This is a genomic window from Pseudomonas fluorescens (assembly GCF_030344995.1).
GTDB classification, from domain to species: Bacteria; Pseudomonadota; Gammaproteobacteria; order Pseudomonadales; family Pseudomonadaceae; genus Aquipseudomonas; species Aquipseudomonas fluorescens_BF.
Genome location: NZ_CP128260.1, coordinates 6,076,677 through 6,096,550, shown reverse-complemented (window position 1 = coordinate 6,096,550; position 19,874 = coordinate 6,076,677). Strand labels below are relative to the sequence as shown.

The following is a 19,874-nucleotide window of genomic DNA, read 5'->3' as shown; positions in this document are numbered from 1 at the left end:
GACGCCTTCGCGAGCAAGCCCGCTCCCACACTTGAACGTATTCACCTGAACACCCCGGTCTGATGTGGGAGCGGGCTTGCTCGCGAAGAGGGCATCAAACTCAACGCATTGGCGGTTACTTGTCGAGTTCGTCCAGCGCGTCCTGCAATTCCTTGCGCGATTCGGCGAGCTTGTTCTTGCGCTTGTCGATCTTCTCCGGATCGCCTTTCTTCATGGCCTTGTCCAGATCGGCCTGACGCTTGCTCACTTCGTGCTTGGCGTCGAGCACCTTGTTTTCGCGTTCTTTCTTCAGGCCGGCGTCGGTGCAGTGTTCGGTCACTTCGCGCAGGGCGGTTTCGAGGCCGGCCTGCTGGTCGGCGTTGCCGCGGGACTTGGCCTGTTCGATCTGATTGATGATGCCCTGCTTCTTGGCGGCACAACCGGTCAGGCCCGGCGCGTCTTCGTCGGCCATCACGGGGGCGGCGAGGACTGCGCAGAAAGACAGCAGGGCGAGCGGTGCGAGAAATTTCATAAAAGCTCCATGTGCATAGGCAATCGGTCGGTGAAGCACTGCGCTGTTGGAGCGCTCCGGCGGACATTGGGTTCCCGGCGGGCCGGGGATTGCGTGTTCAGAAGCCGTCGACGCCGGCGGCTTGCAGGGTTTCACTCAGGGCCAGTACCTGCGGGTCGCGAAAAAAGGCGCTCAATTGCGCCGCGCGGCCCGGGCCGATCCCGGCTTCTGCCTGCCATTGTTCGGTGTTGCGTTGTGCCAGCGCCTGCCATGAATCGGCGAGTGTTGCCTGACCGGTCGGTGGCAGCCCCAGGGCTTTGAGCCACTGCAGGAACGGCCGTTGGCGGGCGCTGTGAAAACTGTGCAGCAGGCGGGCACTGCTGCGCTCGCCGAGACCGGCAATGTTAGCAAGCTCCGGCCCGTCGAGGGTCAACCAATCCAGCAGGCTGTTCAGGCGGCCTGTTTCGAGAAGTTTCTCCCAGGTGCCGCGACCGACATGCGACATGGCCAGCCCTTGCTTGCCGCTGAGCCAGGTCAGGCGTGCGAGGAACTGGCTTTCACACCCCGGCGTCGGTTGCCAGCAGCTCAGGGTATGAAAGTCGCTGGCCAGCGGAACGTTCAGATCCGCGCGTTCAGTGCTGCGCAGCACCACGCTGTCGAGACGCGGAATCGTCAGCCCGGCCAGGCTGATTGCCACCTGATCGCCGGGGCGAATGTCCAGTTCCTGCCAGCGCCTGAGTGAACTGACGCTGACTCGTTTGATCTGCCGGTCATCGAGCATTACCGGCGATAGTTCAAGCACCGGCGTAATACGCCCGGTGCGGCCGATCTTGAAGTTCACCTTGCGTACATCGGCCAGCGCCTGGGCGAAAGGGTATTTCCAGGCGACGGCCCAGTAGGGTGGGCGAGCCTGCCAGCGTTCGGCGGGCGGTCGCAGGCTTTGGCGCAGAACCACTCCGTCCGAGGCAAATGGCAATGGCGAGCGATACCAGTGATCGCGCCAGCGTTGCGCATCGTTCAGGCTGGTGACGGCCTGGGTGTAGGGTTCGGTGGTGGGAAAGCCGAATTGCGCCAGGGCCGCGATTCGCTCCGACAAGTCCTCAGGTCCTTGTGGCCAGTCCCAGACAAACAGTCCGATGCCGGCGGCGTGCTCCGCGTCCAGATCCTTGCGCCCCAGCAGGCCGGCCACGGTGGCGCGGGCGTTGGCGCTGCCGGCACGCGCCTGAATATGGCCTTTCAAGCGCCAGTAGAGTTCGCCTTGCACCAGTAGATCGAGCGGTTGCGTCAACCGTTGCGGAATGGCTCCGATCTTTTCTGCCGAAGCCGTCCAGTCCTGCCCGCGAGCGCCATCCCCGCGACTGATCGCCTGATGCAATCGGCCGTCGCGATAGATCAGGGTGACCGCCACGCCATCGACCTTGGGTTGTACCCAGACATTTTGGCGGTCGCGCAGCCAGGTGGCGATGTCCGCAGCGTCATGAAGTTTGTCCAGGCCAGTGTGGGCGACAGGGTGCGCAACAGGGCCTGATGCAGTGCGCAACGGCTCGGACGGTGAAGGAAGTTTGAAGCACCGGCGCCATTCGTTCAGGCGCAGGCGTGACTGATCGTAGAGCTCATCGGCGATCACCGAACGGCCCTCGCGATGATAGGCGTCGTCCCAGCGATCGATCTGTTGTTGCAGGGCGGCGACTTCGCTCGATGCCCGGGCGGCGGCCCAGTCGGGGCAGTCGGCAGCAAAGGCGTTGAAGTGGAAAGCCGGCAGGAAAAACAAAAACAGGCGCAGTGTGGCAAACATCGTGAGCGTCCTTGCTCAGGGAGATGCTTGAAGGCTAGCCGGGATTTTGAAGCGGGCCGACCGGCTGTTTTGCCGGGTGTTTCGCGGCCATGAAAAAGCCCCGCACGGCGAACCGTGCGGGGCTTTTTGTACCGCCAGGAAAATTACAGGCCGGCAGCGGAACGCAGAGCGTCGGCGCGGTCGGTTTTTTCCCAGGTGAACGTGGAGAAGGTGTCTTCGCCAACGGTCTTGGTCTGCGGAGCACGGCCGAAGTGGCCGTAGGCTGCAGTTTCCTGGTACATCGGGTGCAGCAGATCCAGCATGGTGGTGATCGCGTATGGACGCAGGTCGAACACTTCGCGGACCAGTTTGATGATCTTGTCATCGCTGATCTTGCCGGTGCCGAAGGTGTTCAGCGAGATCGAGGTAGGCTGGGCCACACCGATCGCGTAGGAAACCTGGATCTCGCAACGCTCGGCCAGGCCGGCAGCCACGATGTTCTTGGCAACGTAACGGCCAGCGTAGGCAGCCGAACGGTCAACCTTGGATGGATCTTTACCGGAGAACGCGCCGCCGCCGTGACGGGCCATGCCGCCGTAGCTGTCGACGATGATCTTGCGACCGGTCAGACCGCAGTCACCTACCGGGCCGCCAATGATGAACTGGCCGGTCGGGTTGATGTGGAACTGGGTGTCCTTGCTCAGCAGTTCGGCAGGCAGCACGTGCTTGACGATCAGCTCCATCACGCCTTCGCGCAGGTCGTTGTACGACACTTCAGGGTTGTGCTGGGTCGACAGAACCACGGCGTCGATACCGACAACCTTGCCGCCTTCGTAACGGCAGGTCACTTGGGACTTGGCGTCCGGACGCAGCCAAGGCAGCAGACCCGATTTACGGGCTTCGGCCTGACGCTGCACCAGCTGGTGCGAGAAGGTGATCGGTGCTGGCATCAGCACGTCGGTTTCGTTGCTGGCGTAGCCGAACATCAGGCCCTGGTCGCCGGCGCCCTGATCTTCAGGCTTGGCGCGGTCAACACCCTGGTTGATGTCAGGGGACTGCTTGCCGATGATGTTCATCACGCCGCAGGTAGCGCCGTCGAAGCCAACGTCGGAGCTGGTGTAGCCGATGTCGCAAATCACGTCACGAACGATCTGCTCCAGGTCGACCCAGGCGCTGGTGGTCACTTCACCGGCAACGATGGCCACGCCAGTCTTGACCAGGGTTTCCACCGCAACGCGTGCGTGCTTGTCCTGGGCGATGATGGCGTCCAGCACTGCATCGGAAATCTGGTCGGCGATTTTGTCCGGATGTCCTTCAGACACGGACTCGGAGGTGAAGAGGGAGTATTCGCTCATCTCGATGTTTTCCTGAATTTACCGATGGTGAGTGTCGCCAGCCGGTCGCTGAAAATGGCGGACCTGGATCTGGAAACCATTACGTAAGCCTACATAGAGGCTTTCCCCGGGAACGAGTCCCGCAGCGGTGGCCCAACGGGCCAGATCGTCCTGTTCAAACCCCAACCAAAGATCACCGCAGGCCTCCCTGGCCCAACTCTGGTTGTGGCTACATAACTCTGTCACGAGCAGGCTACCGCCCGGTTGCAGCAGGCTGGCCATGTGCTTGAGCGCTTCGGCCGGCGCGGCGAAATGGTGCAACACCATGTTCAACACTACGCAATCGGCCTGAAGGCTCACGCCATTCAATGCATCGGCCAATTGCAGGCTGACGTTAGCCAGCTGTTCACGTTCACAAACCTGGCGGGCCAGTTCGAGCATCGCCGCGCTGTTGTCCAGTGCGGTTACGGTGCTGAAGCGGCGCGCCAGTTCCGGCAGGAATGCACCATCGCCGGGGCCGACTTCAATGGCCGTGGCAGCGCCATTGAAATTCAGTTTGTCGAGCAGGGCCAGCACGCTTTCACGGTACTGCGGCAGGCCGGCAATCAAATCCTGCTGGGCGCGGAATTTCTCCGCGACCCGGGCGAAAAAGTCCTGGCTGTTGGCCGCGCGTTGCCCGTGAACCTGTGCGATCCGGGTTTGCACGTCGGCCGGCAGCGCCAGATTGTCGACTTCTTCTAACAATGCAGCGTGCAACTTGCCGCCCAGCAACTCGGTGTGGGGCAGGGCGCGGCGATAGAACACCGCATTGCCTTCGCGGCGAGTCGCCACCAGATCCGCCTGCGCCAGCACTTTAAGGTGGTGGCTCATGCCGGACTGGCCGATATCGAAAATCTGCGCCAGTTCCAGAACGCCGAACGAGTCGTTGGCCAGGGCGCGCAATACATTCAGCCGCAGCGGATCGCCGCCGGCCTTGCACAGGGCCGCCAGCTCGTCGCAATCGTCATGGCGAATGGAAGGCACGCGTAAGTTCATAGGGCTGGCAGTCTAGTGACGGCCGGAAGGCATCGCAAGGTCTATATCAAAAAGTTTTGATATTGCTCGATGGATGGCGCATTCGATTGCACTTCTCACCGCCCGGTTAACTCTACAAACGAACAGCGGAAAGGTTTCACCAACCGAAACCGATGTTATCCATTGGAAAAACGCCTCCGGATGACTATCTGTCATTGCCCCGAGGCGCTCGGGTGAGGGAAAATGCCCTCCTTTTTTCCGTTTCAATCTATTCACACCCAGGAGATCAGCGATGCCTAGCCGTCGTGAGCGTGCCAACGCCATTCGTGCCCTCAGCATGGATGCCGTGCAAAAAGCCAACAGCGGCCATCCCGGTGCCCCCATGGGTATGGCAGATATCGCCGAAGTGCTTTGGCGCGACTACCTCAAGCACAACCCGAGCAATCCATCGTTCGCCGACCGTGACCGCTTCGTGCTGTCCAACGGCCACGGCTCGATGTTGATCTACTCGCTGCTGCACCTGACCGGTTACGACCTGTCGATCGACGACCTGAAGCAGTTCCGTCAATTGCACAGCCGCACCCCGGGCCACCCGGAATTCGGTTACACCCCTGGCGTTGAAACCACCACCGGCCCGCTGGGTCAGGGTCTGGCCAACGCCGTGGGCTTCGCCCTGGCTGAAAAGGTACTGGGCGCGCAGTTCAACCGTCCTGGCCACAACATCGTCGACCACCACACCTACGTGTTCCTGGGTGATGGCTGCATGATGGAAGGCATTTCCCACGAAGTCGCTTCCCTGGCCGGTACCCTGGGCCTGGGCAAGCTGATCGCTTTCTACGATGACAACGGCATCTCCATCGACGGCGAAGTCGAAGGCTGGTTCACCGATGACACGCCGAAGCGTTTCGAATCGTACAATTGGCAAGTGATCCGCAACGTCGACGGTCACGACCCGGAAGAGATCAAGACCGCCATCGAGACCGCTCGCAAGAGCCCGCTGCCGACCCTGATCTGCTGCAAGACCACCATCGGTTTCGGTTCGCCGAACAAGCAAGGCAAGGAAGATTGCCACGGCGCCCCGCTGGGTGACGCGGAAATCGCCCTGACCCGTCAGGCGCTGAACTGGAACCACGGCCCGTTCGAAATCCCGGCCGACATCTATGCCGAGTGGGATGCCAAGGAAAAAGGCCGCGCCGCCGAAGCCGAGTGGGATCAGCGTTTCGCTGCCTACTCCGCCGCGTTCCCTACCGAAGCCAACGAACTGATCCGTCGCCTGAGCGGCGAGCTGCCGGCCGACTTCTCCGAGAAGGCTGACGCCTACATCGCCGACGTTGCGGCCAAAGGCGAAACCATCGCCAGCCGTAAAGCCAGCCAGAACGCCCTGAACGCGTTCGGCCCGCTGCTGCCGGAAGTGCTGGGCGGTTCGGCTGACCTGGCCGGTTCCAACCTGACCCTGTGGAAAGGCTGCAAAGGCGTCAGCGCCGAAGACGCCAGCGGCAACTACATGTACTACGGCGTGCGCGAATTCGGCATGACCGCGATCATGAACGGCGTTGCCTTGCACGGCGGTCTGGTGCCTTACGGCGCAACCTTCCTGATGTTCATGGAATACGCCCGCAACGCCGTGCGCATGTCCGCTCTGATGAAGCAGCGCGTGATCCACGTCTACACCCACGATTCCATCGGTCTGGGCGAAGACGGCCCGACGCACCAGCCGATCGAGCAACTGACCAGCCTGCGCAGCACGCCGAACCTCGACACCTGGCGTCCAGCCGATGCCGTTGAATCGGCCGTGGCCTGGAAAAACGCTCTGGAGCGCAAGGACGGCCCGTCGGCGCTGATCTTCTCGCGTCAGAACCTGCAGCACCAAACCCGTGATGCCGGCCAGATCGCCGACATCCGCCGTGGTGGCTACGTGCTGAAGGACTGCGCAGGCGAGCCTGAGCTGATCCTGATCGCTACCGGTTCGGAAGTCGGTCTGGCCGTTCAGGCCTACGACAAACTGACCGAGCAAGGCCGCAAGGTGCGCGTGGTTTCCATGCCATGCACCAGCGCGTTCGACGCTCAGGACGCCAGCTACAAGCAATCGGTCCTGCCGTTGCAGGTCGGCGCGCGTATCGCGATCGAAGCGGCCCACGCCGACTTCTGGTTCAAGTACGTGGGTCTGGAGGGTCGCGTGATCGGCATGACCACCTACGGCGAATCGGCTCCGGCTTCGGCACTGTTCGAAGAGTTCGGCTTCACCCTGGAAAACATCCTGGGTCAGGCTGAAGAGCTGCTGGAAGACTGATCCAGAAAAGGTGTCGCCTGAACTGACGTATTCGCGAGCAAGTCGAATCGTCGCACCGCCGCTCCCACAGTGTTTTAGGTTGATCACACATTTTGTGTACACCAAAGAACCTGTGGGAGCGGGCTTGCCCGCGAAAGCGGTGGTTCGGGCAACATCGCACTGCCTGATTCACCACGGTAATCGAGAACCCCATGCCTCAACCGCGTCCCTACAAAGTTGCACTCAACGGCTACGGCCGGATTGGTCGTTGCGTCTTGCGTGCGTTGTTCGAGCGAGGCGAGAAGGCCGGGTTTGAAATTGTCGCGATCAACGATCTGGCCGACATGGCCAGCATCGAATACCTGACACGCTTCGACTCCACCCACGGCCGGTTCCCCGGCGAAGTGAAGGTCGATGGCGATTGTCTGCATATTAATGGCGACTGCGTGAAGGTCCTGCGCAGTGCCACCCCCGAAGGCATCGATTGGGCGTCGCTGGGCGTCGATCTGGTGCTCGAATGCTCCGGCGCCTGGCACACCCGCGCAGACGGCCAGCGTTTTCTCGACGCCGGCGCGCCGCGTGTGCTGTTTTCGCAGCCGATGGCCAGCGAGGCGGATGTCGACGCCACCATCGTCTACGGCGTCAATCAGGATTGCCTGACCGGCGACGAACTGCTGGTATCCAACGCTTCCTGCACCACCAACTGCGGCGTGCCGCTGTTGCGTCTGCTGGATCAGGCGGTCGGCCTGGATTACGTATCGATCACCACGATTCACTCGGCAATGAACGATCAGCCGGTGATCGACGCCTATCACCATGAAGACCTGCGCCGCACCCGCTCGGCGTTCCAGTCGGTGATCCCGGTGTCCACCGGTCTGGCGCGTGGTATCGAGCGCCTGCTGCCGGAACTTGCCGGGCGAATTCAGGCCAAAGCCGTACGCGTGCCGACGGTCAATGTGTCCTGCCTCGACATCACGATGCAGACCGCGAGCGACACCGACGCCGGCGAGGTCAACCGGATCCTGCGCGAGGCCGCCACCAGCGGCCCGCTCAAAGGTCTGCTGGCCTACACCGAACTGCCCCACGCAAGTTGTGATTTCAACCATGACCCACATTCGGCCATCGTCGATGCCAGTCAGACCCGCGTTTCCGGCCCACGGCTGGTGAACATCCTGGCCTGGTTCGACAACGAATGGGGTTTTGCCAACCGAATGCTGGATGTTGCAGAACACTATCTGCAAACAGCGACTTCAAAAAAACCGTAGGAAGTGCGACCCATGACCGTGTTGAAGATGTCCGACCTCGATCTGCAAGGTAAGCGCGTATTGATCCGCGAAGACCTCAACGTCCCAGTCAAGGACGGTGTTGTCACCAGCGATGCGCGTATCCTGGCTTCGCTGCCGACCATCAAGCTGGCCCTGGAAAAAGGCGCGGCCGTGATGGTCTGCTCGCACCTGGGTCGTCCGACCGAAGGCGAATTCTCTGCCGAGAACAGCCTCAAGCCTGTCGCCGATTACCTGAGCAAGGCCCTGGGCCGCGAAGTGCCGCTGGTGGCCGATTACCTGGGCGGCGTTGACGTCAAGGCCGGCGACATCGTGCTGTTCGAAAACGTGCGCTTCAACAAGGGCGAGAAAAAGAACGCCGACGAACTGGCCCAGCAATACGCCGCCCTGTGCGACGTGTTCGTGATGGACGCTTTCGGCACCGCTCACCGCGCTGAAGGTTCGACCCACGGCGTAGCCAAGTTCGCCAAAGTCGCCGCTGCCGGCCCGCTGCTGGCTGCTGAACTCGACGCACTGGGCAAGGCTCTGGGCGCGCCGGCCAAGCCGATGGCGGCGATCGTTGCCGGTTCCAAGGTCTCGACCAAACTCGACGTACTGAACAGCCTGAGCCAGATCTGCGATCAACTGATCGTCGGCGGCGGCATCGCCAACACCTTCCTCGCTGCGGCCGGTCACCCGGTCGGCAAGTCGCTGTACGAGCCGGACCTGCTGGACACCGCGCGCGCCATCGCCGCCAAGGTCAGCGTGCCGCTGCCGGTGGACGTAGTGGTTGCCAAGGAATTCGCCGAAAGCGCTGAAGCGACCGTGAAGCTGATCGCTGACGTCGCTGCCGACGACATGATCCTCGACATCGGCCCGCAAACCGCGGCCAACTTCGCCGAACTGCTGAAGTCGTCGAAAACCATCCTGTGGAACGGCCCGGTCGGCGTGTTCGAATTCGACCAGTTCGGCAACGGCACCAAAGTGCTGGCCGAAGCCATCGCCGAAAGCGCGGCGTTCTCGATTGCCGGCGGTGGCGACACCCTGGCGGCCATCGATAAATATGGCGTGGCGGAAAAGATCTCCTACATTTCCACCGGCGGTGGCGCGTTCCTCGAATTCGTCGAAGGCAAGGTTCTGCCGGCCGTTGAAGTCCTGGAAAGCCGGGCCAAGGCCTGAGGCCGCCCGATTGGCCAGGCAAAGGAGTGTTCAGATGGTCAAGTCGTTAGCGCTGTTGCTGCTGACCGGTACGCTGGCAGCCTGCGGGAGTAACCCGAAGGCCGAGCCGACACCTGCACCGGGCGATGCCCAGAAAGGCTGCTACCAGGCCGACTGGCAGGCCGAAACCAACCCGGTGCTGAACAAGCGCTCGGGCCCGGACGGTCTGGACAAATACGAGACGCAAACCCCGGCCAAGGAACATGGTTGTCCTTGACCGGTCTGACTCTTTAACTCAGGGCCGGCGGCGTGCGCTGCCGGTCGAGGAACACGGATGAAAGGCTTGATCGCCGTTGCGGCATTGGGATTGTTGGGTGGTTGCGCGCAGTGGAACCCGTTCCAGTCATCCGCCCCTGTGGATAACTGGACCACCTGGACCTGCGACAGCCAGGCCAAGGTGCTGTGGCGCTTCACCGACGCCGACCAGAAGGCAGTCGATGTGCGGCTGGGTGGTGGTGATCAGGTCTATCGCCTGAAAGAAGAGCCGGGCGCCTCGGGCGCGCTGTACAGCGACGACATGCTGGCGTTTCACATCAAAGGTAATGAAGGCCTGGTCTACTGGGTCGCTACCAATGATCTGATCGGCCGAGGCTGCAAAGCCGAATAAAACAGAATTTGCTGTATCGAATCACCAGGCCGGGCCTCAACCCCCGATCTGCAATCACTTGAATAGCCGCCGCCGCTCCGGCAGGCTGGCACGATTAACGACCCAAACCGGGAGAGAGACACACAATGGCACTTATCAGCATGCGCCAGATGCTGGACCACGCAGCCGAGTTCGGCTACGGCGTTCCAGCCTTCAACGTCAACAACCTTGAGCAGATGCGCGCCATCATGGAAGCCGCTGACAAGACTGACTCCCCGGTGATCGTTCAGGCTTCGGCCGGTGCCCGCAAATACGCCGGCGCCCCGTTCCTGCGTCACCTGATCCTGGCCGCGATCGAAGAATTCCCGCACATCCCGGTGTGCATGCACCAGGACCACGGCACCAGCCCTGACGTCTGCCAGCGTTCCATCCAGCTGGGCTTCAGCTCGGTAATGATGGACGGCTCCCTCGGCGAAGACGGCAAGACCCCGACTGACTACGAATACAACGTCCGCGTCACCCAACAAACCGTCGCCATGGCTCACGCCTGCGGTGTTTCGGTTGAAGGCGAGCTGGGCTGCCTGGGTTCGCTGGAAACCGGCATGGCCGGTGAAGAAGACGGCATTGGCGCCGAAGGCGTTCTGGATCACAGCCAGATGCTGACCGACCCGGAAGAAGCTGCCGACTTCGTCAAGAAGACTCAGGTCGACGCCCTGGCCATCGCCATCGGCACCAGCCACGGCGCCTACAAGTTCACCAAGCCGCCTACCGGCGACGTACTGGCGATCGACCGCATCAAGGAAATCCACAAACGCATCCCGAACACCCACTTGGTGATGCACGGTTCCTCGTCGGTTCCGCAAGAGTGGCTGGCAATCATCAACCAGTACGGCGGCGACATCAAAGAAACCTACGGCGTACCAGTTGAAGAAATCGTCGAAGGCATCAAGCACGGCGTGCGCAAGGTCAACATCGACACCGACCTGCGTCTGGCATCCACCGGCGCCATGCGTCGCCTGATGGCCACCAACCCGAGCGAATTCGACCCGCGTAAATTTTTCGGCGAAACCGTGAAGGCGATGCGCGATGTATGTATCGCTCGTTACGAAGCCTTCGGCACTGCCGGCAACGCTTCGAAGATCAAGCCGATCTCGCTGGAAAGCATGTATCAGCGTTATCTGAAGGGTGAGTTGAACGCCAAGGTCAATTGAGACCGGGTGTTTAGCTGATTTGAAAGAAACCCGCCGTGAGGCGGGTTTCTTTTTGCCTGGAGTTTTATCAAACAGCCGACTGACGTAAGGCACTTGAAATGTCACCTATAGCGGACATAATCGATTTTATATTTTAAAAAGTCCCATATGGGTGACATTTATGCTGCTCCCCAATCCCGCTGTTTTCGGTGAAAGAATTCGGCAATTGCGTCGGGCCAAAGGCTATAGCCAAGCGATATTGGCCCACAGAGCCAAATGCAGCCGCAAAACCATCATCGACCTTGAAGCCGGCGAGAATGTCGCGCTCTATACCGCGTTCAGGGTGCTGTCAGCGCTGGGCATGGCGCTGGAAATTGTCGACAACCGCATTGATCTCAAATCCCTGGCCGATCTGGTAGAGCACGATGAGTAAGGTCAAACGGCTCAACGTCACCACGCCGCAAGGCTTTTCTGGCGAGTTGTCCAAGGGATCGCAGTTTTCGTTTGCCTATGAAACCGCGGATGCAACAAGGGAGGTCTCTCTAGTCATGCCCTATGATCCGACGCCCTCGGTGAGCAACGTGCTGCATCCGATCTTCGATATGAATGTGCCTGAAGGGTTTCTGGCGGATCAGATCAAGCGCCGGATGGCCAAGCACATGCAAATCGATGAGATGCGCTTGTTATCGGTCATCGGCGGGAACCAGATCGGGCGCCTCACCTACCAAAATCCCATAGAGACACCGGTATCCGTGCGTGCGCAAGTCGGATTGCAGGAAATCCTCTCCGCCGATGTGTCGCAGGGTATTTTCGAGTTTCTCGTCGACACCTACTTCGAGTCAGGTATTTCAGGCGTACAGCCCAAGGTGCTGGTTCCAGATCTGGACAAACTCACCGGCAATCGAAAAACCATGCTCAGCTCCGATCTGATCGTCAAATCAGGCGCGGATGAGTACGCACACTTGGCGCAAAACGAATTTCTCTGCCTGGAGGCCGCTCGACTTTCCGGGCTGGATACGCCGCCGTTCTGGCTGTCCGAAAACGGCGATTTGTTTGTGATGGAGCGCTTTGACCTGACAGAGGATGGTCGTCTCGGGTTTGAAGACATGGCCGTTCTGTTGGGACTCAACAAGGATCCCCACGACAACTACAAGTACTCGCAGAGCTACGAAACCCTTGCTGCTGTGATTGGCCAGGTCTGTCGGCATGGTGATCCGCTTCGAGAGCTGGAACGCTTTTTTTCTTCCGTCTGTCTTTCGGTGATGGTTCGAAACGGGGATGCGCATCTGAAGAACTTCGGCGTGATTTATACCCACCCCAATGCGCCGGAAACGGTGCAATTGGCGCCCGTTTTCGATATCACCACCACAACCGTCTACGAAAACTACAATCCCAAATCCGGACGCTCTTTGGTTGATCGCACGTTGGCAATCAAGATGAACAAGGTGAAGACCTACCCGGATCGCCAGCAACTGATCGAGTTCGGTCGCAAGCATTGCTCAGTGGAAAAGCCAGCCTTGATTATCGAGCGTATTGCCGAGGCGATGACTCAAGCATTGGCGAATCATCAGGCGCGAGTGAACGGTGAATTGTTCGCTGATATGCAGCGGGAATGGGACGCGGGGCGGGGAGTGGCGCTGAATGACTCCGTTGGCTCAGGAATGAAGCGAAAGCCAGTCGACACGACCGGTATTTGATGTCTGTCGGCTGAGTTTAAACTGAAGTAAAACGAGGGCAGATTCATTTGATCGATCAGCAGATAAATAAATCTGAGAATCATCTGGCCGGCCTCCCCACCTCACGGAGGTGGCGCAAAATTCAAGGTGCGAACTTAGTCTTTTGCGTAGGAGGCCGTGATGAAATTCTGTGGCATAGACCTGCATTCGAACAACAGTGTTGTGGTGGTTACCGACGAAACGGATCGAGTACTGGTCAGTCGACGCTGCCCCAACGAGCTAACGCCAATCCTTTCGTTGCTCGAGCCTCACCGTGCTGAATTGGTTGGCGTCGTGGTTGAGTCCACCTACAACTGGTATTGGTTGGTCGATGGCCTTAAGGCGGCGGGCTTCGAGGTGAAGCTGGCCCATCCTGTGGCGATGAAACGCTACGAAGGTTTGAAGCATGCCGATGACAAAGATGATGCGGCGTTCCTGGCGCATTTACTGCGACTCGGGATTTTACCGACGGGATATATCCACCCGCCGCAAGAACGTGCGCTGCGAGATTTGGCACGTAAACGTATTCAACTAGTACGCAGTCGGACTCAGCACATTCTGTCCGTCGAGAACATCATGGCGCGCCAGTTTGGCCAGCGGTTGAGCTGCAATGAAGTCAAAGGGCTGTCAGCCACATCTGTCGACAGGCTGGGCCTGCCGGCGGATGTGGCTCTGGCAATGAAAGCGAATGTCGCCATTGTTCAGGCATTGCAGACCCAGATTGATTTTCTTGAAGAGCGATTACTGCACGAAGCCTATCTGCGCCCGGAGTTTTCTTTGTTGAAAACGATGCCCGGAATTGGCGAAGTGCTGGCCACGGTCATCATGCTGGAAACCGGAAATATCGAGCGCTTTGCCGACGTAGGCCACTTTGCCTCTTACGCTCGCTGCGTAAAAAGTGCGCATTACTCCAACGGCAAAAAGAAAGGTGAAGGCAACGCCAAGAACGGCAACGCTTATTTGATCTGGGCTTATATCGAAGCGGCTAATTTCGCCCGGCGCTTCAGCGAGGATGCCAGACGCTTTTTCGAGAAAAAGAAAGCCAAGACCAACGCCGTGGTCGCTACCAAGGCACTCGCACACAAGCTGGCGCGAGCGAGTTATCACATCCTGAAGGAGAAACAGCCTTTTGATGCCAGACGCTGTTTCGCCTGATGGGCGAATGAGGTGATGGTTGGCCAACCAAAAAGGGACTGGGCTCGAACCACTAAATCTGAGTGGCGACCGACCGTCACCGCCTGAGTGTGTTGTAACCGGGTCGTCTGCCAGGTGAGCCAGTTGGGACTGGACGTGTGTTTTGCACGAGCCACAGTTCTGTGACACGTTTTGGACGCATTGGCGGCACCAACGTTTCTCTGGGGCAGTTAGCTGCCAGGGCGGTGCTGGTCGTATCGCTACCGCTTGATCCAAATGGGTGTCTGGCACGACTCGTTCGTAGCCAATGAAGAGGAAACGGGTTCGACGGGTTCAACCGATCAGGTTGAGTTGGAGGGCAAACCCTGCAGTTGAGAACTGCAGGGCGCGGTGGCTTTTAACCTTGACTTGAGACCGGCTAATGGGTGTCCCCTTTGATTGTGTCGGAATGGAAGTACTGATCCTTAAAAAAGGTGACGGATTTATTTTTATTGCTTATTAAATAAATCCGTCCCCATAAGTTCTTCATAAATTCTCTAGAATTCTTGGGGTTGTCGGTTGGCTTATGCAAGGCGGTATGTATATCTTTTTACCTTGACGGTTTCAGTTGACTCCTCTATTGTTTCTTCCGCTTCGAAGGTAAATCTCAATGCATAAGTAGTTGAAGCGCTTCTAACATAGCCTGGTTGTAATTGTTGTCCGTTTGAACCCTCCATGTACCCGGGGTTATTGTAGCGATCCCAAATCCACGGAATACTATCAGGTTCAGGGGGGGTATAGGGTTTAACAGTAATTGGTTCTGGGGCGGCGGGTGGGGTACTAGGGATGCCTATGGTTTCTGCGGTTCCCGGCCAGATATTTTCGGAGTTAATCTGGGGGTGGGAAACTCCATAGTTAATCTCCGTAATTCCATCCTCTATCACCTTAATTACTGTACGATCAAAATCCTTTAGCTGCATTGCAATGATATCAATGTCTTTAATAGATTCGACTATGCCTGCTACATTCTTTACTTTTATGCCTGCGCTGTCTATCGATTCGATGGTGCCGTCGACCAATTTGTTTTTTCTTGTGATCGCGGTGAATTTGTCGTCAGTGCGCAGGTACACGTGGAGTTGTACGCCTTGTGTTAAACTCATGTCAGTTACTCCAGGTTTCTTGGTGTGATGGTGTTAAAGTGACGGATAGCAGATTTATTTATTCTGCAAATGAACGCATTCGCCAACAAATAAATTTGTCTTCTTTCATTCGGAGTTGTTGACTCTAAAGGTGGTCGGTTAAATAAATCCGTCTCCAGAAATATTTTTAGGTACATGGTTCCATATGTTTAACCTCTCGTTCCAGATAGGTAGTGTGTCGTGTGAGTCTGTGGGGTCGAGTGTTGGCCTGGATGGGGGGGAGATACCTACGGGTCGGCGACCTACGATAATAGACTCCCGTTCATCTTGCTCACTAGCAATCTGCGCGAGGGTATCTGCAGCCAATTTTTCAGCAAGTAACATTAACTCTTCATTTTCGCCAAATAATATTGAATCAATGTCTTTCAAAAGAACTGCTCTTAAATTTTCCTTGTCGGGGCCGGTCTTTATCACCATTCCGTTGCTGTCAATATTCATTACAGTACCAGTAAGATATCTGCCCGAGCGTAGGTTTATGGCCACGAGGTCGTGGTTTTCAATTATGCATAGCATATCTAGAACTCCTTTTTAGTTGGGTGTGTATGGCCAATTTATAAATTACGCCCCCTCAATTTTTTGCTTTGGTATTCATTGATCCGGTTTTCTAAGGTTTCTGGATCGTGAAGAAAAGAGACGGCATGACATAAACAGTGATGTTCTTTGTGTCTGTAACAGACCCATAGCACTCGATCAAGCCGTTATCCAGTTTGTCCATGGCTGGAATGCCCATGAAAATCCTTACATCGGTATTGTTGAAGTTGCTGGGGAGTGTCAGCTGGTTGATGAATGAGTTTGCAGTTATGCCTGTGGTTGTGTTGTCTGCATAAAAGTCTACGACCATGCCGGGTATGAAAGGAATGGATGTTGGAAACAAAAAATTACAGCCGCCCAGAAATTGATACTTGCCGTATGGTTTGTTGTACAAGGTATAGGCGACGTTATTGGTGTCTCTGGGTTTTACACCCATGATGGGTTCCGCTCTTTCAGTTGTTGTGTCTGAATAGAAATGGGCGAATGGTTCTTTAACTATAACGTATTGGGTGGCCATGGAGAGCTTCCTTGTTTGTTGAAGTGGTCACGCTGTCTTTCAATGACCGATGAGAGGTGAGGGATTTAGGGTGGATTCATATGTTAAATAAAACTGTCCCCTTTTGTTTTCCCTTTTGTTTTGCTTTTGTTTTTAATAGTTCAGTTTTTTGCTACGTTACGCTCTACAATCTCTAGATGAAAGCAACCTTCAAGCCAATTGGCAGTCGACCCTGTTCCTAGGTATGCTGCCCATTGGTGTTGGCTTCCTGTAGCGTATGTCTTTCCATATTGATTTACTTTGCCGCGAATGTTGCAGTTTAAGGTTAATCCGGTGTAGATGTTCTTGTCGGTCGGTAGATTTGTGAGTTCTATCACTCCTCCCCCCGAATCGATAAGTGAAAAATGATTCATGTCGCTTGTTGATTTGTAGAATCTTAAGTAGCCAAGATTGCTCATTCCTAAGTACTCACCAGGGTAGGCTCCTGATTCTTTACTGGTGATTATGTATTTGCCGGAATCTCCAACGTACTCGAAGTGCAATAGGGCCGATGTAACGCCTGAGCATGTGTTGGCGCAAAGGTAATCCGTAATAGGGTTTTCAGTTGCTGCGCTGTCCCCGCTATAACTTTCAGATTGCCCAGTGCGTCCTCCTCCGCTGGTTGTGCCGGTGCCACCTTCATTCTTTATGTAATTTAAGCCTACATGACATGTGAGGGTGTCATTGCTGAGGTAAAGTTTTCCTGTAAATGAATTCCAATGATAATCGCTCATTTTTCACCTTGTGACTCAATGTGAGGGATAGGATTTTTGTGGTTTATTTTTTATTTTGTAACGTGGAATATATTAGTTTGAAGTGTGTGTGCAGTGGCCTGTAAGAAATGACAGTTTTTAATATATTTTCGAAATAAGCGTTATGATAAAAAAAGACAAAAGTGACGAGTTTGTTTGTTTTGTCGAGTGAAAAAAGGAAAAAATGGGGAGGATTTGTTTATTTTGCATGTGTGCACAATATGCCTGATAAATAGTCAGTTCCCTTTTTTGCTGTCCCCATTTTTGCTCAGGGCTGCCAGGGTGCGTGGGTAGGCGATCATGCTGACAGATGGAGCGCCTTTCTCCACCACGATGATTTTGTATCGTGTCAGCCCCGCGAGATTGGAAAGTTGTACTTGCGTCAGGCCGCGACTTATACGTTGTTTACGTATTTTTGAGCCACGACTGATCAATAAAACGTAATTCATGCGCGTCTATCGTAAATAGTTATAAAAACTGTGATTTCTAAAAGGGGTTTTTCGTATAACTATCCGATAAGTTGAGGGGGTAGAGAGCCAACGTAACCATTGAATAGGGCTAAAAGTGATAATTACTCAGGGTTTCAGCAAATACGCCATTGTCGACTCCAAGCGTATTAATGATGGTCGCTTTCGACTTTAGTGCTTATCCCTTGCCAAGGATAAGAAGTGTGCGCCTAAAATAACTCAGAATGCGGGACCTGTTGGTCGGCTATATTTTCAAGTTGAGTGTCTCTTGCCAGGTTGTACTAGGGTTGGTGATGTGTTGGAGTTCTATTTGGTGGAAGTCAGCATCCTTATTCCTGTTCTTGTCCTGACATATACGCTCGATGATTACTCTGTTTTCTGGGCTTTACGAAGGCAGCAGGGAGTATTCATTAGAGGTGAAATAAGTGTGAATGTATTGACCGCTCGTGGTATCACGCCGGGGACGTACGACCTAGAGGCCGTTCAATATGGTGGAGCAACTCCAACGCCACCTTCTCCGTTTCCACAGGTTACGGTGCTTCCAATTCGAAATACTGCAGTGAGCTTCCTCAATACTTATGTGATCACCTCAGTGAGCGAAAGCGGTAAAAGTTGAACCTCGGAATTATCGATTCTTGGGTTTGCAGGAGATCCGTCGGAGAAATGGTTGAGTGCAATAATAGGGGCGACTCAATGAGTTCGCCCCTTTTGCACTTATTACTTCGGTTCGACGTGATCCAACGCCTGATTCACCGCCAGTTCTCCCAGCATCACCAACTGCGCAATGCCAGTCGCGGTCTTACGGTCGGTGGGAGGGAGGGTGGCGGCGAAGTTGTTGAGCATTTCGCTGGCGGAGCCGAGGGTTTCGCTGGCGTTGGCCAGCAGGGATTCGGTGTTGTAGGCGGGATTGGCGAAGTACATGCGGTCGGGTTCGTTGAACGTGGCCATGATGCGGGCGCCGGGGCAGAGGTAGTGGTCGAGGGCGCGTTCGGCGGCTTCGTTGAGTTTTTTTGGGTCGATGGAATCGTAGGGAGAGGCCGGGTCTGTGACCGGCGGATGAGGCGTAGATTTAATCATTTGCTCGAAACCTGATTGGAGTGCCCCCGCTCTGGCTACTAATCAAAGTGGAGGCAACTGTACGCAGGTTAGTAGACCGGGGTTTCGAGCAAGCCGGCGCACCCGAAGATGCCCTGCGCACAGTCGCCATCAGGTGCAGAAATCGAAATTCCTGACTGATAGATGCTTGTGCACAAGCTCGAACCCTCGGGCTACTAAACCCGATCACTGCGAATCAGTGACCCGAATCAAGTTACCGATGGCCCTCCAGGCGCACAAGCCGGCGGATTCTGGCGTAGTGGTAGGCAGCGACGCAAGCCGTTGTAGTCTTCGAGACGTTACGCGCACTGCCTTTAAACAGCTGCCTTAAACGGACGCATCGCGGCTATTTATCGTGATCGATATCCAGCTTGGTGAACGTCACCTGCCCACCCTCACTGGTGTACCCGGTGTTGTCCTGCACATACACGCCCGCCTTGAAATACAGCGGTTTGTTGCGCCACGTCGCGCTGATCTGCGAATCCCACTGATAGCCGGCCGCACTCACGCCCAGTGCGCCGCCGGGGCTGAGGTGAATGAGGTAGTTGAATTCGCGATTGAGTTTGATCCCGGTGGCGAGGGTAATGACGCGGCTCTCGTCCTGATCCGGATGGGTGCGCAGTTTGATCACCAGGTTGCCGGTCTCGGTTTTGTCCTTGTATTGGTACTCAAGCTTGAGCATCGGCTTCTGGCTTTCGTACGCGTGGATCTGGCCGATGACGATCTTCCCGGAGCTGGGCACCTTGTTGACCGAGAGGGTTGCGCGCAGCAGGTTGTCGGCGTCCGGGTAGTACCAGTTGCGCAGGGTGCCGTTGCTGTAGGTTTCGCGCAGTTCGGTGCGCGGGTAAATGGCGTTTTCGGTTTTCGAGCCGGTCACCGGGGACCAGAAGAACAGGGTGCCGGTGTCGGAATGGAAGTACTGATCCTTGAAGCCGTTCACCAGTTTGGAGGTTTCGACGGTGTAGGGCGGGCTGCCAACGGGAACGCTGAGGTTCCAGGTTGCGAGGTCGATCATGTCGGTTCTTCCACTCTGTTGCTGTTGCACGCGCGTTCCAGAAGCTCTAGCCCGCGGTTCTTGGGGGCGGCCTTTATAAGCGTAGAGGGATTTTTTGTTAACGGCCGTCTGGCGGATGATTGGCGTCAACATCCTGTCGAAATGCCATCTTTCCCGGTTTTCGGGGGCTACAGCGGTGACCGTTAGTCGGCTGCCTATCGGTTTGGTTAAATGATGGCTGGATGACAGCTATTGCTTTTACAGATCCCGGACTAGAGTGAAGGCTCAGTGACTGTACGGTTTTCACGAGAAACCGCCCGGTACACCGATCCGAGA

The 19,874-nt window shown here is 56.5% G+C and carries 21 protein-coding genes; 10 read left to right on the top strand and 11 right to left on the bottom strand.

The window, feature by feature from the left end; genetic code table 11:
- Positions 1-115 precede the first annotated feature (115 nt).
- The 4 genes from QR290_RS27455 to QR290_RS27440 all read right to left on the bottom strand — a co-directional run bounded on the left by QR290_RS27455 (position 116) and on the right by QR290_RS27440 (position 4,633).
- Complete coding sequence (locus QR290_RS27455; RefSeq protein WP_007959697.1) at positions 116-511, bottom strand: DUF1090 domain-containing protein; 396 nt, start codon at positions 509-511, stop codon at positions 116-118.
- 97 nt (positions 512-608) lie between these two features.
- Complete coding sequence (gene ligB / locus QR290_RS27450; protein WP_289203974.1) at positions 609-2,285, bottom strand: NAD-dependent DNA ligase LigB; 1,677 nt, start codon at positions 2,283-2,285, stop codon at positions 609-611.
- A gap of 143 nt (positions 2,286-2,428) precedes the next feature.
- Positions 2,429-3,619 (bottom strand): methionine adenosyltransferase, encoded by a 1,191-nt coding sequence (gene metK, locus QR290_RS27445; protein ID WP_011336330.1) that lies wholly within the window; start codon positions 3,617-3,619, stop codon positions 2,429-2,431.
- Between the two features lie 18 nt (positions 3,620-3,637).
- Complete coding sequence (locus QR290_RS27440) at positions 3,638-4,633, bottom strand: ArsR/SmtB family transcription factor (protein WP_115079477.1); 996 nt, start codon at positions 4,631-4,633, stop codon at positions 3,638-3,640.
- 271 nt (positions 4,634-4,904) lie between these two features.
- Between QR290_RS27440 and tkt the strand changes: the two genes are divergently transcribed.
- The 9 genes from tkt to QR290_RS27395 all read left to right on the top strand — a co-directional run bounded on the left by tkt (position 4,905) and on the right by QR290_RS27395 (position 14,007).
- Positions 4,905-6,902: a transketolase gene (gene tkt / locus QR290_RS27435; RefSeq protein ID WP_085608891.1), complete on the top strand. Its 1,998-nt coding sequence runs from the start codon at positions 4,905-4,907 to the stop codon at positions 6,900-6,902.
- 191 nt (positions 6,903-7,093) lie between these two features.
- A complete protein-coding gene (gene epd, locus QR290_RS27430; RefSeq protein WP_289203973.1) occupies positions 7,094-8,146 on the top strand; it encodes an erythrose-4-phosphate dehydrogenase in 1,053 nt (350 codons plus the stop codon).
- A gap of 12 nt (positions 8,147-8,158) precedes the next feature.
- A complete protein-coding gene (locus tag QR290_RS27425; protein WP_011336326.1) occupies positions 8,159-9,322 on the top strand; it encodes a phosphoglycerate kinase in 1,164 nt (387 codons plus the stop codon).
- Between the two features lie 34 nt (positions 9,323-9,356).
- On the top strand, positions 9,357-9,578 hold the full coding sequence (locus QR290_RS27420) for a hypothetical protein (protein ID WP_115079476.1): 222 nt from the start codon (positions 9,357-9,359) through the stop codon (positions 9,576-9,578).
- Between the two features lie 57 nt (positions 9,579-9,635).
- Positions 9,636-9,968, top strand: a complete 333-nt coding sequence (locus QR290_RS27415) for an MliC family protein (protein WP_115079475.1) — start codon at positions 9,636-9,638, stop codon at positions 9,966-9,968.
- A 125-nt stretch (positions 9,969-10,093) separates the two neighbouring features.
- On the top strand, positions 10,094-11,158 hold the full coding sequence (gene fba / locus QR290_RS27410; RefSeq protein ID WP_007959708.1) for a class II fructose-bisphosphate aldolase: 1,065 nt from the start codon (positions 10,094-10,096) through the stop codon (positions 11,156-11,158).
- 160 nt (positions 11,159-11,318) lie between these two features.
- Positions 11,319-11,570, top strand: a complete 252-nt coding sequence (locus QR290_RS27405; RefSeq protein ID WP_102619726.1) for a helix-turn-helix transcriptional regulator — start codon at positions 11,319-11,321, stop codon at positions 11,568-11,570.
- Positions 11,563-12,834, top strand: a complete 1,272-nt coding sequence (locus QR290_RS27400) for a type II toxin-antitoxin system HipA family toxin (protein ID WP_289203972.1) — start codon at positions 11,563-11,565, stop codon at positions 12,832-12,834. The genes QR290_RS27405 and QR290_RS27400 overlap by 8 nt, the downstream gene beginning before the upstream one ends.
- 159 nt (positions 12,835-12,993) lie before the next feature.
- Positions 12,994-14,007 (top strand): IS110 family transposase, encoded by a 1,014-nt coding sequence (locus tag QR290_RS27395; RefSeq protein WP_289203971.1) that lies wholly within the window; start codon positions 12,994-12,996, stop codon positions 14,005-14,007.
- Between the two features lie 542 nt (positions 14,008-14,549).
- Here the strand turns inward: QR290_RS27395 and QR290_RS27390 are convergent.
- From QR290_RS27390 to QR290_RS27370, 5 genes are all read right to left on the bottom strand, one after another.
- Entirely contained in the window at positions 14,550-15,125 is a 576-nt protein-coding gene (locus QR290_RS27390) for a hypothetical protein (protein ID WP_289203970.1), read from the bottom strand.
- 138 nt (positions 15,126-15,263) lie between these two features.
- Positions 15,264-15,602 carry a hypothetical protein gene (locus QR290_RS27385; RefSeq protein ID WP_162803854.1) on the bottom strand — a complete coding sequence of 113 codons (339 nt, stop codon included), beginning with the start codon at positions 15,600-15,602 and terminating at the stop codon, positions 15,264-15,266.
- A gap of 166 nt (positions 15,603-15,768) precedes the next feature.
- Positions 15,769-16,212, bottom strand: coding sequence for a hypothetical protein (locus tag QR290_RS27380; protein ID WP_115079471.1), 444 nt, complete (start codon positions 16,210-16,212; stop codon positions 15,769-15,771).
- Between the two features lie 140 nt (positions 16,213-16,352).
- Positions 16,353-16,964: a hypothetical protein gene (locus QR290_RS27375; protein WP_162803853.1), complete on the bottom strand. Its 612-nt coding sequence runs from the start codon at positions 16,962-16,964 to the stop codon at positions 16,353-16,355.
- Between the two features lie 254 nt (positions 16,965-17,218).
- Positions 17,219-17,431, bottom strand: a complete 213-nt coding sequence (locus QR290_RS27370; RefSeq protein ID WP_289203969.1) for a transcriptional regulator — start codon at positions 17,429-17,431, stop codon at positions 17,219-17,221.
- 331 nt (positions 17,432-17,762) lie between these two features.
- On the opposite strand from QR290_RS27370, the gene QR290_RS27365 reads away from it, so the two are divergent.
- Positions 17,763-18,065: a hypothetical protein gene (locus QR290_RS27365; protein ID WP_162803852.1), complete on the top strand. Its 303-nt coding sequence runs from the start codon at positions 17,763-17,765 to the stop codon at positions 18,063-18,065.
- Positions 18,066-18,166: 101 nt separating this feature from the next.
- Here QR290_RS27365 and QR290_RS27360 read toward each other — a convergent pair whose 3' ends face one another.
- Positions 18,167-18,526, bottom strand: coding sequence for a DUF6124 family protein (locus tag QR290_RS27360; RefSeq protein WP_289203968.1), 360 nt, complete (start codon positions 18,524-18,526; stop codon positions 18,167-18,169).
- 364 nt (positions 18,527-18,890) lie between these two features.
- Positions 18,891-19,559 carry a polysaccharide lyase family 7 protein gene (locus QR290_RS27355; protein WP_289203967.1) on the bottom strand — a complete coding sequence of 223 codons (669 nt, stop codon included), beginning with the start codon at positions 19,557-19,559 and terminating at the stop codon, positions 18,891-18,893.
- Positions 19,560-19,874 lie beyond the last annotated feature (315 nt).

What these genes read in the sequence shown, in the direction of transcription:
- QR290_RS27440 (WP_115079477.1), bottom strand. Translation starts at nt 4,633, where the DNA reads ATGAACTTACGCGTGCCTTCCATTCGCCATGACGATTGCGACGAGCTG.
- QR290_RS27395 (WP_289203971.1), top strand. Translation starts at nt 12,994, where the DNA reads ATGAAATTCTGTGGCATAGACCTGCATTCGAACAACAGTGTTGTGGTG.
- metK (WP_011336330.1), bottom strand. Translation starts at nt 3,619, where the DNA reads ATGAGCGAATACTCCCTCTTCACCTCCGAGTCCGTGTCTGAAGGACAT.
- fba (WP_007959708.1), top strand. Translation starts at nt 10,094, where the DNA reads ATGGCACTTATCAGCATGCGCCAGATGCTGGACCACGCAGCCGAGTTC.
- QR290_RS27405 (WP_102619726.1), top strand. Translation starts at nt 11,319, where the DNA reads ATGCTGCTCCCCAATCCCGCTGTTTTCGGTGAAAGAATTCGGCAATTG.
- QR290_RS27425 (WP_011336326.1), top strand. Translation starts at nt 8,159, where the DNA reads ATGACCGTGTTGAAGATGTCCGACCTCGATCTGCAAGGTAAGCGCGTA.
- tkt (WP_085608891.1), top strand. Translation starts at nt 4,905, where the DNA reads ATGCCTAGCCGTCGTGAGCGTGCCAACGCCATTCGTGCCCTCAGCATG.
- QR290_RS27355 (WP_289203967.1), bottom strand. Translation starts at nt 19,559, where the DNA reads ATGATCGACCTCGCAACCTGGAACCTCAGCGTTCCCGTTGGCAGCCCG.
- QR290_RS27420 (WP_115079476.1), top strand. Translation starts at nt 9,357, where the DNA reads ATGGTCAAGTCGTTAGCGCTGTTGCTGCTGACCGGTACGCTGGCAGCC.
- QR290_RS27380 (WP_115079471.1), bottom strand. Translation starts at nt 16,212, where the DNA reads ATGGCCACCCAATACGTTATAGTTAAAGAACCATTCGCCCATTTCTAT.
- QR290_RS27385 (WP_162803854.1), bottom strand. Translation starts at nt 15,602, where the DNA reads ATGAATATTGACAGCAACGGAATGGTGATAAAGACCGGCCCCGACAAG.
- QR290_RS27390 (WP_289203970.1), bottom strand. Translation starts at nt 15,125, where the DNA reads ATGAGTTTAACACAAGGCGTACAACTCCACGTGTACCTGCGCACTGAC.
- QR290_RS27455 (WP_007959697.1), bottom strand. Translation starts at nt 511, where the DNA reads ATGAAATTTCTCGCACCGCTCGCCCTGCTGTCTTTCTGCGCAGTCCTC.
- epd (WP_289203973.1), top strand. Translation starts at nt 7,094, where the DNA reads ATGCCTCAACCGCGTCCCTACAAAGTTGCACTCAACGGCTACGGCCGG.
- ligB (WP_289203974.1), bottom strand. Translation starts at nt 2,285, where the DNA reads ATGTTTGCCACACTGCGCCTGTTTTTGTTTTTCCTGCCGGCTTTCCAC.
- QR290_RS27370 (WP_289203969.1), bottom strand. Translation starts at nt 17,431, where the DNA reads ATGAATTACGTTTTATTGATCAGTCGTGGCTCAAAAATACGTAAACAA.
- QR290_RS27360 (WP_289203968.1), bottom strand. Translation starts at nt 18,526, where the DNA reads ATGATTAAATCTACGCCTCATCCGCCGGTCACAGACCCGGCCTCTCCC.
- QR290_RS27415 (WP_115079475.1), top strand. Translation starts at nt 9,636, where the DNA reads ATGAAAGGCTTGATCGCCGTTGCGGCATTGGGATTGTTGGGTGGTTGC.
- QR290_RS27375 (WP_162803853.1), bottom strand. Translation starts at nt 16,964, where the DNA reads ATGAGCGATTATCATTGGAATTCATTTACAGGAAAACTTTACCTCAGC.
- QR290_RS27400 (WP_289203972.1), top strand. Translation starts at nt 11,563, where the DNA reads ATGAGTAAGGTCAAACGGCTCAACGTCACCACGCCGCAAGGCTTTTCT.